The organism is Paludisphaera soli (genome assembly GCF_011064595.1).
Taxonomy (GTDB): domain Bacteria; phylum Planctomycetota; class Planctomycetia; order Isosphaerales; family Isosphaeraceae; genus Paludisphaera; species Paludisphaera soli.
Genome location: NZ_JAALJI010000004.1, coordinates 72512 through 87186, shown reverse-complemented (window position 1 = coordinate 87186; position 14675 = coordinate 72512). Strand labels below are relative to the sequence as shown.

Here is a 14675-nt window from a genome sequence, read left to right as displayed (position 1 = left end):
TCCGCTCATGGCGACGCCCCTCGAAGAACCCGGGCCCCCGGCGAGCCGGCCCCCCCTCCGGCTCATGATCCTCGGCAACGGCACGCGCCACGAGGTGCACGACTACGTCGATCGCGTGGCCGCCGCCGTCCGGGCCGTCCCCGACTTCGCGCTCGCGGGCGTCGACCTCTCGGCCGACTCCGACCTCTCCTGCTGCCCGGCCGACGTCGCGATCGTCGTCGGCGGCGACGGCACGGTGCTGCACACCGTCCGACGCATGGACGACCGGCCGACCCCGATCCTGGGCGTCAACGCCGGCCGCCTCGGCTTCCTCGCCGACCTCACCGTCGAGACCTTCGTCGAGCACCTCCCCGACCTCGTCGCGCGGCGGTACACGGTCGAGAACCTCATGACCATGTCGGTGACCGTCGAATCGGCCCGGGGGCCGACGCGGGTCTTCCGCGCCCTCAACGACGCAGTCCTCCGCGCCGCGCCCTACTTCCGGATCGTCGAGATCGGCCTGTCGATCGACGGCGAGAGCGTGATGACCTACCGGGGCGACGGCCTGATCCTGGCTACGCCCGTCGGCTCGACCGCACACAGCCTCTCGGCCGGCGGCCCGATCCTGCCCCCTTCCGCCCACATGTTCGTCGTCACCCCGATCTGCGCCCACACGCTCACCCAGCGCCCGCTGGTCGACGGCGGCCAGAAGACCTACGAGCTGGAAGTGCACGGCGAGGGCATCGCCACCATCCTCGTCGTCGACGGCCAGATCCAGGTCCCCCTCCAGGGGGGCGACCGCGTGATCGTCCGCCGCGGCGACCCGCCCTTCCCCATCGTCCGCCTCCCCGGCCACAGCTTCTACCGCACCCTCCGCAACAAGCTCGGCTGGGGCGCCTACCCCGCCGGCGACCGCGGCCCCAGGACCTGACCGACGACCGAGAGGACCGGACCCATGAACGCGAGGCCCCATCGGGACGTGGCGGCGGAGCTGAGGGCGCTCGACGACAAGGTCAACGCCCTCCTCTCGCCCCGCTACCAGCACTGCTACGAATCCGTCTCGCCGACCTCGATGGGCTCGGCCGGGCTCGCCTACGGGCCGGACGGCAAGGTGGCCTGGGGCGAGATCTGGACCTCGTTCTGCGACCTGGCCCTGGCCGGCGGCCCGCCCCACCGGGGCAAGCTGCTGGAGCCGGTCTCCGAGGCCGAGGCGACGGCCGATCCGGCGAAGTACGCCGAGGTGGTCGCCGAGATCGATCGCGCCATCGGCCTAACCTCCGGGTTCCCGGTCGTCGAAGGCTACGCCCCGGGCTGGGTGGGCCTCCCCTGCCAGTCGGTCGCCGAGGCCGCCTGGCTCCAGTTCGCCGTCACCGCCGAGAACGTCTCCGCCCGCCGCAGGGACAAGGTTTTGCAACTGCCGGCCGGGCCCGCCTTCCGGGCGGAGAAGGAGATCAAGAACGTCGTCGTGGCCCTGGCCAAGGCGGTCCACTACTGGGAAGGCCACCTCACCGACGCCCAGCAGGGCCTCGCCGCCGCCGAAACCTGGGAGCCCGCGAGCCCCGCCGAGGCCGCCGCGGACCCCGCCGCTTACGAGGCCTCCCGGAGCGAGCTGGAGCAGGGCCTGCGCGACGCCGGCCTGACGCCCCTCCCGCCCCGCGAAGCCGGCTGGCTCGGCGTCGAGGCCGCCGACGAGGAAGACGCCGTCTGGCTCCTCCGCGCGGTCCTGGCCGATCGGGTGCTCGCCCGCCGTGAGGAGAACGTCCTCTACCTCCCCGTCGTCGCGACCCCGGGCCTCTCTTCGCGAGCCGCGCAGGTCTTCGCCCAGGCCTGGGAACTCCGAAAAGCCGCCAGGCCCCATCGCCCCACCTGGCGGCCGGCCGGCCCGTCCGGACGCGCCTGAAGTCCGAGGCGCGGCCGATCGGTCGAGCCGCAGATTGGGTTCGTCCGCGCGACCCGCAAACGAACCCAATCGACGCAAGATCCTGCAAGGCAAAAACTTGAACACGGAGGACGGCCCTCGAAATTGGCTTCGTTCGGCGCGCTTTTCCCGTCCCTCGCACGCAGCTCGCCCGGCCTTCTGGTGACGCGTCGGCACCCCTGACGCGCAAGGCGGGTTGAATAGAGCATGGTCCCGGAACGCGAGATCCGGACGACGCCGACCTCGATCCGAACAATCGAGCAGCCCCATGGATCGCCGAGGCCCGCCCATGCCCCCGCCGCCCTCGGACTGGAAAAGCGACCCCCGGATGGTGCCGCGGGCGATCCTCGGCCTGATCGCCTGCGGGCTAATCTGGGGCACCCTCTGCGGGCTCATCGAATGGACGGCCTTCCCCCGCCGCGTGCCCACGGGCGACACCCTGGCCGTCCACGTCTCGTGGCGTATCTTCAGCGCGACGCTCGCGACGGTGATCTCCGCGTCGATCGTCGCGGTCTTCATCCGGCCGCTGACCCCCGAGCGGGCGATGGCCCTCCTCCCCACCCAGATCGCCGTCGTCGGCCGCGACTTCTCGCGAGCGTCCTTCCCGGGAGAGTTGCTCTTCTTCGCGGTCGCGATGGGGTTGTTTTTCGGCGTCCTCCTGCGGATAGTCCTGAATCTCGGCCCTCGCGCGGGCGATCCAGCCGAGATCCGACGCTATCGGTCGCGCTAGCCCTCTCCGCCGCATCGGCGTCCTCGGGGCACGAGTCGGCCTGAGCCGGGTCGGTCGCAAGCGAACGCCTCTTTGCGCGCCCGACCGTCCGACATGGAACCTCGCCGATGTCTCTGACGCCGACCCGGGAACGATCGAAGTCCAGGATCCTCGGCGGGATCCTCGCCGCCTGGTTCGTCGGAGGCCTCATCGCCGGCGGCCTCGGTGGACTCCAGAGATGGGGCGGCGAGCCAGAGGCTGCGGCGTCGGGAGACACCCTGGCCGTGCACGTCGCCTGGAGTGCTTTCAGCTCGGCGGTCTCGGCCACGGTCTGCGGGCTGGTCGCCTTGCCCTTCGTCCGGTCGCTCCTGACGACGGATCGGGCGATCCTGATCGGAATCATGCCGATCTTCGTCGGTCATCCCCCGGTCTCGCGCGCGGATTTCCTTGAGCGGCTGATCGTGGTCGCCGTCCCGATGGGCCTGATCCTGGGCGTCATCCTCCGCGTCATCCACGAGCCCCTTCGATCCCGTACGCAGCCGCTCCAGGGTTGAAGCGACGCGGCCTCGATCTCGTCCCCACCCTCGCAACCTGGGAGTGCTTCTCTTGGAACGCACCGAGAGCCTTCCGCGAGACGACTCGGATCAATCGGAGGCTCCCGCGCCCTCGCTGACGGCGCTCGTCCTCGGCTGGGCTGTGGGCACGGCGGCGTTCGCGATCGTGTATCGATCGGTCGCCCTGCTCCGCCCGGGTGGAGCGTCGTTGTCCGGTTGGAGCGTGACGGGGCTGGCCCTGACGACGGCGACGGCCCAGGTCGCTTGCGGACTGGCCTTCCACAGGTCGACGCGCGGCCTGACCGGACTGAGTCAGGTCCTCGCGATCCTGCCGGCCGCGACATTTCCCATGCCGTTCGACCTCGCGAAACGGGGGAACTCCCCAGCCGTCATCATCCTGGCCTGCGCGGGGATGGGGCTCTTCCTCGGCCTGACGATCCGCGCGGGGTTGTTCCTGCTCGACCTCGGGCGCCGCGCCCTGGGCCGTCCAGGGGTTCGGCGATGACCCCAGTCGTCTCGATCCCGTCGCCGGGCGGGACTCAGAGCCGACGACGTCCTTCGCCCGGTCGGGGAAGACGGCCCGCAGGGTCGGCACACCGCCTCCCCCGCGCCGGGCGACACGGGTTCGGAGAACCCTTACCACACAGCGTCGGATGTAACGAGGGCCGCATCGCACCGATTCGGAGGTTCCGCCATGCGATTCTTCGGCGGGGTCGTCGCGACCTTGCTGCTCGCGTTCGGCCTGCTGCTCGTCCTCGCCGCCAGCCGGATCGATTCGGAGGCGGAACTCCGGTTCATCCAACGCGCGGACGTCGTCGTGGGGCTTGTCATGGCCTACGCGATGCTGGTGCTCGTCCGATGCTCGGGCGCCCTCGACGAGACGGCGATCCGGCCTCGCGCGGGCCTCGGAGCATTCCTGGTGCTCTGGGGCGTGGCTTCCGGCGTCCTGATCGCCTGGCATGAGGCCGTCGCGCGGTCCCGGTGGTACGTCCCGCCCGCGGTCTGGGCCCTCAACGGTGCGACGGAGATCGCGGTCGCCTGTGGGGATTACGCGCGAGACTGCGGCGACGCGCCGCCCCCGGCGCAAGGGCTTGCGGGGCTGGTCTCCGACCCGGGCGTCGCGGGATGGTCCGGGCCCTACCTCGGATCGGATCGGCTGACGGACCCCTGGGGACGGCCCTACCAGTACCGCGCCGAGGCGAATTCGGATCGGATCCTGGTCTGGTCGATGGGGCCCGACGGCCGCAGCGGGACGAGCGACGACGTGCGCCGCGAGGTCCTGCTGCGAGGGGAGGCCGAGTGACCGAGCCCCGCCGAGGCGGATGGTCCGGGCGCGGCGATCGGCTTCAGGGGATCTCCAGCACGATCTTGCCGAACTGGCCGGCCTCGTCCATGTGGCGGTGGGCGGCGGCGGCGTCGGCGAGGGGGAAGGCCCGGTCGACGACGGGGCGGAGGGAGCCGTCGGCGAAGAGGGCGAGCATGGCCTCGAAGTCGGCCGGCGAGCCCATCGTGGTGCCCAGCAGGTTGAGCTGCTTCCAGTAGACCTGGCGGCTGAGCAGGTTCGGCACCGGGCCGGTCGTCGCGCCGAAGCTCGCCATCCGGCCGCCGGGACGCAGCAGGTCGACGCACGCGGCGTAGGTCTCGCCTCCGACCGAGTCGATCACCACGTCGGGACCCTGGCCGCCGCTCAGCTTGCGGATCTCGTCGACCCAGCCGGCGTCCTTGTAATTCGCCCCGCCGTCGGCGCCCAGCTCCCGGGCGCGTTCGAGCTTGTCGCGGCTCCCCGACGTCACGAGCACCTTCGCCCCGAGCTTCTTCGCGAACAACAGCACGAACGTGGCGACGCCGCCGCCGATGCCCGGGATGAACACCGTCTCGCCCGCCTGAACCTTCGCCCGCGAGACGAGCGCGCGGTAGGCGGTCAGGCCCGCGAGCGGGATCGCGGCGGCCTCGCCCCAGCCCAGGCCGGGCGGCTTGGCGTGCACGTTGGCCGCCGGGACCTTCACGAACTGCGCGTAGGTTCCGGCGTCGGGCATCCCCAGGATGCGGAAGTTCGGCCCGAAGAACCGCTCGTCGGGCCCCCAGTCCAGGCTCGGATTGGCGACGACCTCGCGGCCGACGAGCGCGCCGTCGACCCCGTCGCCCACCGCCTCGACGACCCCCGCGCCGTCGGAGCCGAGGACGGTCGGCAGCTTGATCCCGGCGTACTGCCCCTTGCGGATCCAGACGTCGCGATGGTTCAGCGCCGCGGCCTTGAGCCGGATCACCGTCTCGCCCGGCCCGGGCGTCGGGTCGGCCTGGTCCTCCAGCCTCAGCAGTTCCGGGCCCCCCAGGTCGCGCAGCACGATCGCTTTCATGACGACATCCTTCCTGTTGTCCCCGACGAGATCCCGGCCGAACCGCGGCGGGCGTCTCCGAATCCCACGAGGCGCCACGGAATCAGCGTAGCAGATCGACGCCGCGCCGGTATCCTGGAGCTCCTGGTTCCCGGGCCTGCGAGGAGAGCCGAACGCCGGCCGAGGGCCGCGAGGCGCCCGCGCAGGAGGCCCCTGGAGATGGCGATGTGCTCCACCATCACGGACGCGCGCAAGGGCCGGCCGGGGTCGGCCCTTGCGAGGGCGGACCTCCGGACAGCCGCCCGGGTCCTCCTGCTCGCCCTCTCCTTCACGCCGGCGACCGTCGCCGGCCCGCCGGGAGACCCCCGCGTGCCGAACGACCCGATGCTCGGCGAGCAGTGGTATCTCTTCTCCCCGGGCGACGAGCGGGGCGAGCCCGGCAGCCTCGGCGCGATCGAGGCCTGGCGCCGCATCCGACCGGCCCCGCCCGTCGTCGTGGCCTTGCTGGACGCCGGGGTGAACGACGCGCATCCCGACCTCGCGGCGAACATCTGGCGGAACGAACGCGAGACGCCCAACGGCAAGGACGACGACGGCGACGGGTACGTCGACGACCTGCACGGCTGGGATTTCGCCTACGCGGATAACAGCCCGACCGATCGCCGCAGCCGGAAGTTCCCCGACCAGGCGGACCACGGCACCGTGCTCGCAAGCCTGATGGCCGCCGTGCCGGACAACGGCATCGGGACGGCGGGCGTCGGGCGGAACATCCAGGTCATGAACCTGCGCGTCTTCGGGACCCCGGAAGCCGAAGGCGAGACGTCCACCCCACTGACGACGACGCTCCCGGCGGCGATCCGTTACGCCATCCGTCATGGCGCGCGGGTCGTCGTCTGCACCGCCGTGAATCTCGACCCCCCGAGAGGCACTTCGGCGCCACGTTGAGGGAGGCCGAAGAAGCAGGCGTCCTCTTCGTCTACGCGGCGGGGAACCAGGGGCGGAACATCGACACCGCCGAGATGTTCGGCCATGCCAAGGTCTCCGAGTTCCTCTCCCGGCACTCCAACGTCCTCATCGTCGGCGGGACGGGGCGCGACGGCGGCCTGGCGCCTCATATGAACACCGGGCGGCGCGTGGGGATCGCGGCCCCCTGCGTGGACGTGGTCGCCCCGTCGTGGGACGGCTACGAGCGGCAGAAGGGGCCGGGCACGAGCTTCGCGGCCCCGATCGTCGCGGCCGTCGCGGCGACGCTCCTGTCCCAGGAGCCCGAGTTGACGCCGTCGCAGGTGATCGCGCGGCTGCGCGAGGCGTCCGTCGCCGCCCCGGGGATGGAGGGGGTCATCGGCGGCGGCCGATTGGATATGATGAGGCTGTTCCGGCCGTGAGCCGCCCCCGATTCCCCCACGCCCGTCCGAAAGGCGCCGATGAACGATGAGCCCGCGCGACCGGAGGCCGAGGATGCGGAACCGTCCGGGGCGACCGCAGCGCCCGGCGAGCCGATCGGCGACGAGGCCGCCGAGATGGCCCGGATCGCCGACAGCCTGTCCGCCCTGATCGGGCGCATGGCGGAGTTCCAGAAGGAGATGGAGCCGTTCCTGACGCTCCTGGCCGAGCCGGAATCGGGCGACGAGCCGACCGGGGGCGAGAGGCCCGTCGATCGGCCTGAATGACGCGGACGACCTGCGCGGCTCAGCCGTCGCAGCCGGGCCGCATGTTGTCGTCGAGGTCGTCGAGCATGGCCTCCAGGCCGTCGAGGCGCGGCAGGGCCGGGCCTCCGCCGGGCCGGGGGATGCGGGACGGGACGCCGAGGTCGATGCTCTCGATGTAGGTCGCCGGAGGGGGGGGCGAGGCTTCCGCTTCGACCGCCGGCCGGGGGCCGGAGCCCCTCGCTTCGAGCCGGTCCTGGATCATGGAGATCGTGTGGACGATCTGCATGAGGCCGTCGTATTCGTCCTGCTCGGCGGGCTCGAGGCCGCCTTGCATGATCTTCTCGACCAGGGCGTCGATCCGGGCCTTGACGTCGTCGGGGGCGTAGAGGTCCGCCACCGCCCTCGCCCCTTCGGGCGAGAGCTGGTCGACGATCGCATCCAGGAGCCGTTCGAGCGTGGTCGGGGAGTTTGGATTCGCCATGCCGGCATCATAACCGGAGCCCCGCGGAAAGGAACACCGATCCCGCCGCGGGCTTCGGCCGGCCGATCAGGCGACGCGCCGGGCGAGCCGGCGGCGGACGGCGAACAGGCCGGCGAGGCCGGTGGCGCCCATCGCCAGGGCCGAGGGCTCGGGGACCGCGACGCTCGTCAGCGTGAACGTCCCGCCGTCGGGCCGCAGCCGCCAGTTGTAGTCGATGTCATACGTGAACGACCCGAACCGGCTCGCGAACGGCGGGTTGGCGAAGGCGATCTCGCCGTATCCCGTCGTGAGCCCGGTCAACGTCAGGTCGACGATCGTCCCGACGATGGAGAACGGCAGCGGCCCCGTCGCGCTGAAGGTCAACTCGCCCAGGAACGGGTTGGTGAGCTGGATCCTCCCGCCGGTCACGTCGAAGAGGCCGTCGTACGAGCCGAATCCGGAGATCAAGACCGAATCATAGGTGACGTACGGCGTCAGGCTGAGGGTGTCGCCGCCGTCGATGTTGAACGTCACGCTCCCCGCCCGGGCCGGCGCGGCCGCAAGGACGAGGCCCGCGACCAGGGCGAAGAGGCCGAGCTTTCCGAGAACCTTGTGCATCCGCAGGGTCTCCCTCGTCGATCGGCGGCCCGACCCCGCCCGCCGGACTGGCGAGCGGCCGATCGGCCTCCCGATGGAGACGCTTTTAGCCGAATTCCTTAGGATTCTAACCCATGGTTTCACGCTTGCGACGCCGCGGTGATCCCCAGGGATCGGGACGTTGATCCACGGCCCGCTCGGTTGGAATCGGCGCGCGTCGCGTCACGAGGCCGGGGCCGGCGGAGTATGAGCCGTCCGGCTCGATGGACCTTCGGACTGGCTTCGCACCGCCGCCGCGAGTTCGGCCGCCTCGTGAACGCGACGGGCCTCGCGACGCTCCTGCCGATGGGAGGCGAGGAAGAGCCCCGCGAACCACGCGACGAGCCCGGCCGCCCCACAGATCGTCGAATGCGGAAGCCACCGGCCGAATCGCGAGAACGCCGCGATGCCGACGACCGCGATCGCCAGCCAGGCCGCGAGGAAGGCGAGGTAGAGGGCGAAATCCGGGTCCGAGCGACGGGAGAGATCCCGGGCCAAAACCCCATCGACCGGCGTCACCGCGCGGAAGAGCAGCCAAAGCGCGGCGACGATCGGGACGACGCCGAAGAGGGAGGGATGCCGCGTCCACCACCAGCCGACGGCCGCGAGCAGGGCCGAAGCGAGGAGCGCCGGGATGAAGATCCGCGTCCAGTCCGCCCGGGTCGCCAGGACGTCTCCAGGGCGCGGGGTCGTCTCGCCGAACCGCGTCTTGTAGGCGAAGAGGTTCCAGCCCTCCTGGACTTCGGGCCGGATCGCCTCGCGGAGCCTCGCCACGACGGCCTCGCGTTCGTCGCGAGCCAGTTCGTACGCGCCGAACCCCAGCGCGAGTCGGTTCGCGCCGTCGCGGAGGACGAGGCCCCCGCCGGTCGGCTCGGACCTCCATCGGGCCTCCACCACGTCGGCCAGGTCGATCTCCACCCGCCGCGCGACGCCCTGCACGATCATCCGCGACCCTCGAAACGTCAGCGAGGCCCGACGGTAGTCCAGCACGATCCAGGCCGAGGCTCCCAGGAACATGAGCGCCAGGAACATGCTCAACGCTAACCGGGCGGCGCGGTTCGCCCCTTCGGGCAGGAAGATCAGCATGACGAGGCCGAAGAACAGGGAGAAGATCACGCTGCCGATCCCCAGATACAAGTTCACGGGTGGTCGGCGATAGGTCGTTTCCATGGCGGATTCTCCGACGATCGGCCCCGGCCCATCGGTCTCCCTTGACCCATGATCCGACCCCCGACATGATACCCGGCCGTTCCTGAACGAACGATCAAGAGGGAGGTCGAATCCATGGCCCACGCCGCGCGCAAGCCGGGCGAGTTCTGCTGGATCAACATGCTGACGCCCGACCCGGACGCCGCCCGCGCGTTCTTCGGCGAGCTGCTGGGCTGGACGTACGGCGCGATCCCCGGCATGGGCTGGTTCATCCAGGTCGGCGGCCGGTCGGTCGGCGGGCTGTTCGACCTGGACGGCCCGAACACGCCGCCGGGGACGCCGCCCGGCATCGGGTTGATGGTGAAGGTCGACGACGCCGACGCGATCGGCGCGCGGGCCCGGGAACTCGGCGGCGGGGCGAAGCCGGCGTTCGACATCGGCCCCCAGGGGCGGATGGCCGAGTTGACCGGCCCCGACGGCGCGGCGCTCGACGTCTGGCAGCCCAAGGGCATGCCCGGCACGGACCTCGACCCGGATCTGCCCGGAGCGCCCACCTGGTTCGAATGCCTGACCCGCGACCCCGAAGGCTCGCGGAAGTTCTACGCCGACCTCTTCGGCTGGACGCCCGAGCCGGCCTCGACGCCGGGGACCGACTACACCGTCTTCAAGCTCGACGGGTCCGAGGTCGCTGGGATGCTGACGATCAAGCCCGAGATGGGCGACGTCCCCCCGTTCTGGACCGTCTACTTCCTCGTCGACGACCCGGACGCGGCCGCCGCGAAGGCCGTCGAACTCGGCGGCTCGGTCTGCCTGCCGCCCACCGACGTCCCCGGCGTCGGCCGAATCTGCGCCCTCAAGTCGCCCCAAGGCGTCTTCTTCCACGCGATCCGGTACGCGAACTGAGCCCCTGCGGCGTCCCGTCGTCGGGCGTCGGCCCGCCTGGTCCCCTAGGCCGAGAGAGGGCCCCTCATGGAGAAACTGCTCCCCTTCTACGTGGCCGGCTTCGGGCTGTACTGCATGGTGCGGGGAGCGAGCGGATTGCTCCCACCGCTGAGCATCGGGCGCGGGGCCGACGCTGCGGGGGCCGACGAGGCGGATCGCCGCGTCGCGCTCCGGAACGCCCGCATCGATTGCTTCTTCTGGTTCGTCGCGGGCGTCGTCGTCCTTCGCTCGGTCGACGTCCGCACCTCCTGGTTCTCGGCGGCGTTCGGCCTCCTCGCCGCGCTGGGCGGCGGCTGGGGGTTCCTCTCGACGTTCCGTCGCGGCGGACGGGCCGCCGTAGCCGGGCGACCGGCCGAGCCGATCGCCAGGACGCGGGGACGGACGGCGGTCCGGTGGCTGGGCCCTGCCCTGCTGCTCGGCCTGGGGATCGCCATCGCCTCCTTCTCGGGCATCCACGTCGGCCTGGCGACGACGACTCCCCGGCCGAGGGACGGGGACGGCCGCCTCGTCGAGATCGTGACCGAGCGCGTGGGGCGGGCGTTCGAGGAGGGGGGACGCGTCGGGCTCGTCGTGGGCGCCGTCGCCGACGGCGAGGCGATGCTCCAGGGGTTCGGCGCCCGCCGGGTGGGGAGCCCGGAGGCTCCCGACGCCGACACGGTGTTCGAGGTCGGCTCCCTCTCCAAGGTCTTCACGGGGATCCTCCTGGCTCGTCGGATCGAGGACGGGACCTCGAAGCTCGACGACCGCGTCGCGGACCTGCTGCCGGAAGGCTGGTCGCTGCCGGGGCCCGCGCGGGCGATCACGCTGCGGCATTGCACGACCCACACGTCGGGGCTCCCGCGACTCCCCGGGAACCTAATGAGCGTCTCGGGCGTGTTCGAATTGCTGTTCGGCGGCGATCCCTATCGGGATTACAGCGAGGAGCAGTTCCGCGAGGCGCTGGCGACGGTCGAGCTGGATCGCGAGCCGGGGGTTGAGCTGGCCTACTCGAATTTCGCCGTCGGCCTCCTGGGATTCGTGCTGGCGAAGCAGGCCGGATCGGACTACGAGAGGCTCGTCAGAAGCGGGATCTGCGGGCCGCTCGGGATGGCCGACACGACGACGGTCGACGACGAGCCGACGCGAGGACGCACGGCCGCGAAATACCGGTCGGCCCTCACGCTGGGCCCCGCGAGCCTGGCGCTCGGGTCCGACTCCTGGCGGCTCCCCAACCATCTCGCCGGCGCGGGGGCCGTCCGATCGACGGGCCGCGACATGATGACGTTCCTCAAGGCGAACATGGGCCTCGTCCCGACTCCGATCGACGCGGCCATCCGGCGGTCGCACCAGGAGCTTTTCCGGGAGAGCAAGGATAGGTCCGTGGGGATGAACTGGTTCCGCTCGTATGAGCCCTCCCTCTCACAGGAGGTCGTCTGGCACAACGGCGGGACCGGCGGGTTCCGGACGTATCTCGGATTCACGGCGGACCGTCGGTTCGGCGTCTTCGTGCTCTCCAACACGGCCATCAGCGTCGACGACATGGCGAGAGAGATCCTCAAGGCGCTCGTCCAGGTGTACGCCCCCGAATCCCGAAAGCTGGTCACGAAGCGCGGCTACGCCAGGGTCGCCCCGTACACGGGCGTCCGCTGGGAGGCGGGCCGCCCGATCGTCCAGGTGCAAGGCCGTTGGCGCCGGCTCGCCTCGATCGACGGAATCCCGATCGGCCGCATCCTGGATTTCGCGCGGCGGGAGTTCGGAGACGTGGCCCGCAAGCGGTTGGCCGAGGACCTTGTGGAAGTCCTGTCGAAGATGGGCCACGAACCCCGGTGGGACGTGATCCTGGGCCTGGAGGACGACGAGGGGGAGGTCGAGACCCTCAAGACCCCGATGACGGAAGAGAACCGCGACCGCGTCCGCGGATGACCCCGAGCCCGGGGATCGCTCCACCGGACTCGAGGCGGGACCCGCGTCGCGTGGTCACTCGCCGATCTCGACGACCACGGACTCGATGGTCCCCGCGAAGGCGTTCGGCGAGGCGTAGGGGCCGACGGTGCCGGCGGCGTCGCGGCCGACCTGGAGGCCGTCGACGGGCTGGCGGCCGATCAGTCGGCCCGGGACGGGCTCGGCGGCCCGGCCGTCGACTTCCAGGGTCAGCTTGCCGGCCGCGTCGATCGCCGCGGTGAGGCTGTGGGGGCCGGGCGCCAGCTCGGGCCCGGAGATCCGCGACGCGTTGGCGCGGCCGGTCCCGGTGCGGACGAGGAACCACGGGCGGCCGTCCTCGATGAAGAGCGTGTAGCCGGCGGCCGTCCCGCCGTGGGCGACGATCACGCCGTCGCGCTTCTTCTCCGGGACGACGACCTTCGCGACGACGGCGATCGACTTGCCCTCGATCGACGGGGCCGATCCGCCCCGGAGGTCGGCGTCGGCCTTCAGCTCGAACCGCCGCTCGCGGGCCGGCGCGTCCTGGGCCCGATCGCCCCGCCAGGCGCCCAGCGGCAGGACGTTCGCCCGCGCGGCGTAGGCGTCCCAGGCCGAGGCCATGGCCTGCGCGCGGTCGGGGTGCTCGGCGGCCAGGTCGTGCAGCTCGGAGCGGTCCTCGGCGATGTGGTAAAGCTCCCAGGGCCGGTTCGCCTTGGCCACGAGCTTCCAGTCCCCCTCGCGCACGGCGCGGTTGCCCTCGTGCTCCCAGAAGATCGGCGAGGTCCGGTTCAGGGGCTCGCCCTGGAACGCCGGGCGGAGGCTCACCCCCTCGCGAGGCTTGATGGCGCGGCCGTCGATCTCGGCGGGATACGTCGCACCCGCAAGGTCGACGCACGTCGCCATCACGTCGATCAGGTGGCCGGGCTGGGGCTCCAGTTTCCCGCGGCGCTCGGCCTTCACGCCCGAGGGCCAGTGGGCGATCAAGGGAGTGGAGATCCCCCCTTCGTGGGTCCAGTGCTTGTACTCGCGGAACGGGGTGTTGCTGACGTTCGCCCAGCCGCGGCCGTAGGCGACGAAGGTGTCGGCCGGCCCCGGCATGACTCCCGGCCCGGTGCGGACGGGGCGGCCGTCGCGGGTCTGCATCGGCGGCCCGCCCCGGGGCTGCAGGTCGTCCGGGCCTAGCGGCTTCAGGTCGCCGGCCGGCGGCTGGGGCTGGGTCCGGCCGGTCTCCTCGGCGCAGGCGCCGTTGTCCTGGAGGAACAGGACGAGTGTGTTCTCCAGCTCGCCCGACTCCTTCAACTGCGCGACGATCCGGCCGATGCCGGCGTCCATCTTCTCGACCATCGCCGCGTACACTTCCTGGCAGCGGGCCTCGCGGGCCTTGTCCTCGACGTCGTCCCAGTCGTCCGAGGCGGGCGTCATCTCGGCGTCTTCAGGGACCAGGCCCATCGCCTTCATGCGCTTCAGGCGACCCTCGCGGACGGGCGCGTAGCCGGCGTCGTACTTCCCCTTGTACTTCGCCACGTCCTCCTCCGGGGCGTGCATCGGCCAGTGGGCGGCCGTGTAGGCGACGTACAGGAAGAACGGCTTCTCGGGCGATTCCGTCTCATGCTCGCGGAGATATTTGACCGCATTGTCCGACAGCGCGTCGGTGTAGTAATACGACTCGGGCTTATATTCCGAATCGTTTTCGGGGGTGATGAGGGTCTCCTGACGGCAGAGGTTGCCCGGGTCGAAGTAGCTCCCCGCGCCGATGATCGTGCCGTAATACTTCTCGAACCCCCGGCCCAGGGGCCAGGTGGCGCGGTCGCCGTTGGGGCCGGTGAACCGCGAGAGATGCCACTTGCCGGTCATGTAGGTCCGGTAGCCGGCCGGCTTGAGGATCTCGGCGATGGTGGCCGAGTTTCGATTCAGCACGCCGCGATAGCCGTCGTGGCCCCGGTCGTTCATCATGTGGCCGACCCCCGCCTGGTGGGGATACAGCCCCGTCAGCAGCGAGGCCCGCGTGGGGCAGCACCGCGCCGTGTTGTAGAACTGCGTGAACCGCACGCCCCCCGCCGCCAGGGCGTCGAGGTTCGGCGTCGTCAGCTCGCCGCCGTAGCAGCCCAGGTCCGAGAACCCCATGTCGTCGCTCATGATGAGCACGATGTTGGGCCTCTTTCCCGGCTCCTCGGCGACGGCCGCCGTCCCGACCCCGACCAGCCCCAACAGGCCCACCAGCGCCCCGCGAATGCTCGGCATCCCGTCTCCTCCCGCGAACCGTCCCGCACGCACGCCTGATCAACCCTCCGCATCGGCCCCGAGGCGCGCCCTGGCGAGGCCGGCCGATCCTCGATCGAGCCTATCGGATTCATCATGGTTTCGATACCGACCGGAGGGTGCCCGGCCGACGAGGCCTCATCCCCTCGCTTGACTCGACGGAACCAATCCCGTAGGACTGGGTG

At 71.3% G+C, this 14675-nt stretch carries 16 protein-coding genes; 11 read left to right on the top strand and 5 right to left on the bottom strand.

Going from position 1 to position 14675, the window contains the following annotated elements:
* The first annotated feature begins 7 nt into the window (after positions 1-7).
* The 6 genes from G6O68_RS07080 (at position 8) to G6O68_RS07055 (ending at position 4463) form a co-directional block, all read left to right on the top strand.
* Complete coding sequence (locus G6O68_RS07080; protein WP_165246292.1) at positions 8-910, top strand: NAD(+)/NADH kinase; 903 nt, start codon at positions 8-10, stop codon at positions 908-910.
* Positions 911-934: 24 nt separating this feature from the next.
* Entirely contained in the window at positions 935-1879 is a 945-nt protein-coding gene (locus G6O68_RS07075; protein WP_165246290.1) for a hypothetical protein, read from the top strand.
* 307 nt (positions 1880-2186) lie between these two features.
* A complete protein-coding gene (locus G6O68_RS07070) occupies positions 2187-2627 on the top strand; it encodes a hypothetical protein (protein WP_165246288.1) in 441 nt (146 codons plus the stop codon).
* A 107-nt stretch (positions 2628-2734) separates the two neighbouring features.
* On the top strand, positions 2735-3160 hold the full coding sequence (locus G6O68_RS07065; protein ID WP_165246286.1) for a hypothetical protein: 426 nt from the start codon (positions 2735-2737) through the stop codon (positions 3158-3160).
* 52 nt (positions 3161-3212) lie between these two features.
* Positions 3213-3665, top strand: coding sequence for a hypothetical protein (locus tag G6O68_RS07060; protein WP_165246284.1), 453 nt, complete (start codon positions 3213-3215; stop codon positions 3663-3665).
* Positions 3666-3854: 189 nt separating this feature from the next.
* On the top strand, positions 3855-4463 hold the full coding sequence (locus G6O68_RS07055; protein ID WP_206108038.1) for a type II secretion system protein GspG: 609 nt from the start codon (positions 3855-3857) through the stop codon (positions 4461-4463).
* A gap of 43 nt (positions 4464-4506) precedes the next feature.
* Here G6O68_RS07055 and G6O68_RS07050 read toward each other — a convergent pair whose 3' ends face one another.
* On the bottom strand, positions 4507-5517 hold the full coding sequence (locus tag G6O68_RS07050; RefSeq protein WP_165246282.1) for a zinc-binding dehydrogenase: 1011 nt from the start codon (positions 5515-5517) through the stop codon (positions 4507-4509).
* Between the two features lie 198 nt (positions 5518-5715).
* On the opposite strand from G6O68_RS07050, the gene G6O68_RS33195 reads away from it, so the two are divergent.
* The 3 genes from G6O68_RS33195 to G6O68_RS07035 are packed head-to-tail and all read left to right on the top strand — an operon-like array spanning position 5716 to position 7166.
* Positions 5716-6441 (top strand): S8 family serine peptidase, encoded by a 726-nt coding sequence (locus tag G6O68_RS33195; protein WP_165246280.1) that lies wholly within the window; start codon positions 5716-5718, stop codon positions 6439-6441.
* The gene (locus G6O68_RS33190; RefSeq protein ID WP_165246278.1) at positions 6438-6881 is read left to right on the top strand and encodes a S8 family serine peptidase; all 444 of its coding nucleotides are present in this window, start codon (positions 6438-6440) and stop codon (positions 6879-6881) included. Before G6O68_RS33195 ends, G6O68_RS33190 begins: the two co-directional genes overlap by 4 nt.
* A 39-nt stretch (positions 6882-6920) precedes the next feature.
* The gene (locus tag G6O68_RS07035) at positions 6921-7166 is read left to right on the top strand and encodes a hypothetical protein (RefSeq protein WP_165246276.1); all 246 of its coding nucleotides are present in this window, start codon (positions 6921-6923) and stop codon (positions 7164-7166) included.
* Positions 7167-7185: 19 nt separating this feature from the next.
* Here G6O68_RS07035 and G6O68_RS07030 read toward each other — a convergent pair whose 3' ends face one another.
* The 3 genes from G6O68_RS07030 to G6O68_RS07020 form a co-directional block, all read right to left on the bottom strand.
* A complete protein-coding gene (locus tag G6O68_RS07030; protein ID WP_165246274.1) occupies positions 7186-7626 on the bottom strand; it encodes a hypothetical protein in 441 nt (146 codons plus the stop codon).
* Between the two features lie 66 nt (positions 7627-7692).
* Positions 7693-8223 (bottom strand): PEP-CTERM sorting domain-containing protein, encoded by a 531-nt coding sequence (locus tag G6O68_RS07025; RefSeq protein WP_165246272.1) that lies wholly within the window; start codon positions 8221-8223, stop codon positions 7693-7695.
* Positions 8224-8424: 201 nt separating this feature from the next.
* Positions 8425-9411: a hypothetical protein gene (locus G6O68_RS07020; RefSeq protein WP_165246270.1), complete on the bottom strand. Its 987-nt coding sequence runs from the start codon at positions 9409-9411 to the stop codon at positions 8425-8427.
* A 114-nt stretch (positions 9412-9525) separates the two neighbouring features.
* Between G6O68_RS07020 and G6O68_RS07015 the strand changes: the two genes are divergently transcribed.
* Both G6O68_RS07015 and G6O68_RS07010 read left to right on the top strand, forming a co-directional pair.
* Positions 9526-10293 carry a VOC family protein gene (locus G6O68_RS07015; protein WP_165246268.1) on the top strand — a complete coding sequence of 256 codons (768 nt, stop codon included), beginning with the start codon at positions 9526-9528 and terminating at the stop codon, positions 10291-10293.
* Between the two features lie 66 nt (positions 10294-10359).
* Complete coding sequence (locus G6O68_RS07010) at positions 10360-12234, top strand: serine hydrolase domain-containing protein (RefSeq protein WP_240911087.1); 1875 nt, start codon at positions 10360-10362, stop codon at positions 12232-12234.
* A 54-nt stretch (positions 12235-12288) separates the two neighbouring features.
* Here the strand turns inward: G6O68_RS07010 and G6O68_RS07005 are convergent, their stop codons facing one another.
* Positions 12289-14472: an arylsulfatase gene (locus G6O68_RS07005; protein WP_165246266.1), complete on the bottom strand. Its 2184-nt coding sequence runs from the start codon at positions 14470-14472 to the stop codon at positions 12289-12291.
* Positions 14473-14675: the final 203 nt, after the last annotated feature.

What these genes read in the sequence shown, in the direction of transcription:
- G6O68_RS07080 (WP_165246292.1), top strand. Translation starts at nt 8, where the DNA reads ATGGCGACGCCCCTCGAAGAACCCGGGCCCCCGGCGAGCCGGCCCCCC.
- G6O68_RS07075 (WP_165246290.1), top strand. Translation starts at nt 935, where the DNA reads ATGAACGCGAGGCCCCATCGGGACGTGGCGGCGGAGCTGAGGGCGCTC.
- G6O68_RS07070 (WP_165246288.1), top strand. Translation starts at nt 2,187, where the DNA reads ATGCCCCCGCCGCCCTCGGACTGGAAAAGCGACCCCCGGATGGTGCCG.
- G6O68_RS07065 (WP_165246286.1), top strand. Translation starts at nt 2,735, where the DNA reads ATGTCTCTGACGCCGACCCGGGAACGATCGAAGTCCAGGATCCTCGGC.
- G6O68_RS07055 (WP_206108038.1), top strand. Translation starts at nt 3,855, where the DNA reads ATGCGATTCTTCGGCGGGGTCGTCGCGACCTTGCTGCTCGCGTTCGGC.
- G6O68_RS07050 (WP_165246282.1), bottom strand. Translation starts at nt 5,517, where the DNA reads ATGAAAGCGATCGTGCTGCGCGACCTGGGGGGCCCGGAACTGCTGAGG.
- G6O68_RS33195 (WP_165246280.1), top strand. Translation starts at nt 5,716, where the DNA reads ATGGCGATGTGCTCCACCATCACGGACGCGCGCAAGGGCCGGCCGGGG.
- G6O68_RS07035 (WP_165246276.1), top strand. Translation starts at nt 6,921, where the DNA reads ATGAACGATGAGCCCGCGCGACCGGAGGCCGAGGATGCGGAACCGTCC.
- G6O68_RS07030 (WP_165246274.1), bottom strand. Translation starts at nt 7,626, where the DNA reads ATGGCGAATCCAAACTCCCCGACCACGCTCGAACGGCTCCTGGATGCG.
- G6O68_RS07025 (WP_165246272.1), bottom strand. Translation starts at nt 8,223, where the DNA reads ATGCACAAGGTTCTCGGAAAGCTCGGCCTCTTCGCCCTGGTCGCGGGC.
- G6O68_RS07020 (WP_165246270.1), bottom strand. Translation starts at nt 9,411, where the DNA reads ATGGAAACGACCTATCGCCGACCACCCGTGAACTTGTATCTGGGGATC.
- G6O68_RS07015 (WP_165246268.1), top strand. Translation starts at nt 9,526, where the DNA reads ATGGCCCACGCCGCGCGCAAGCCGGGCGAGTTCTGCTGGATCAACATG.
- G6O68_RS07010 (WP_240911087.1), top strand. Translation starts at nt 10,360, where the DNA reads ATGGAGAAACTGCTCCCCTTCTACGTGGCCGGCTTCGGGCTGTACTGC.
- G6O68_RS07005 (WP_165246266.1), bottom strand. Translation starts at nt 14,472, where the DNA reads ATGCCGAGCATTCGCGGGGCGCTGGTGGGCCTGTTGGGGCTGGTCGGG.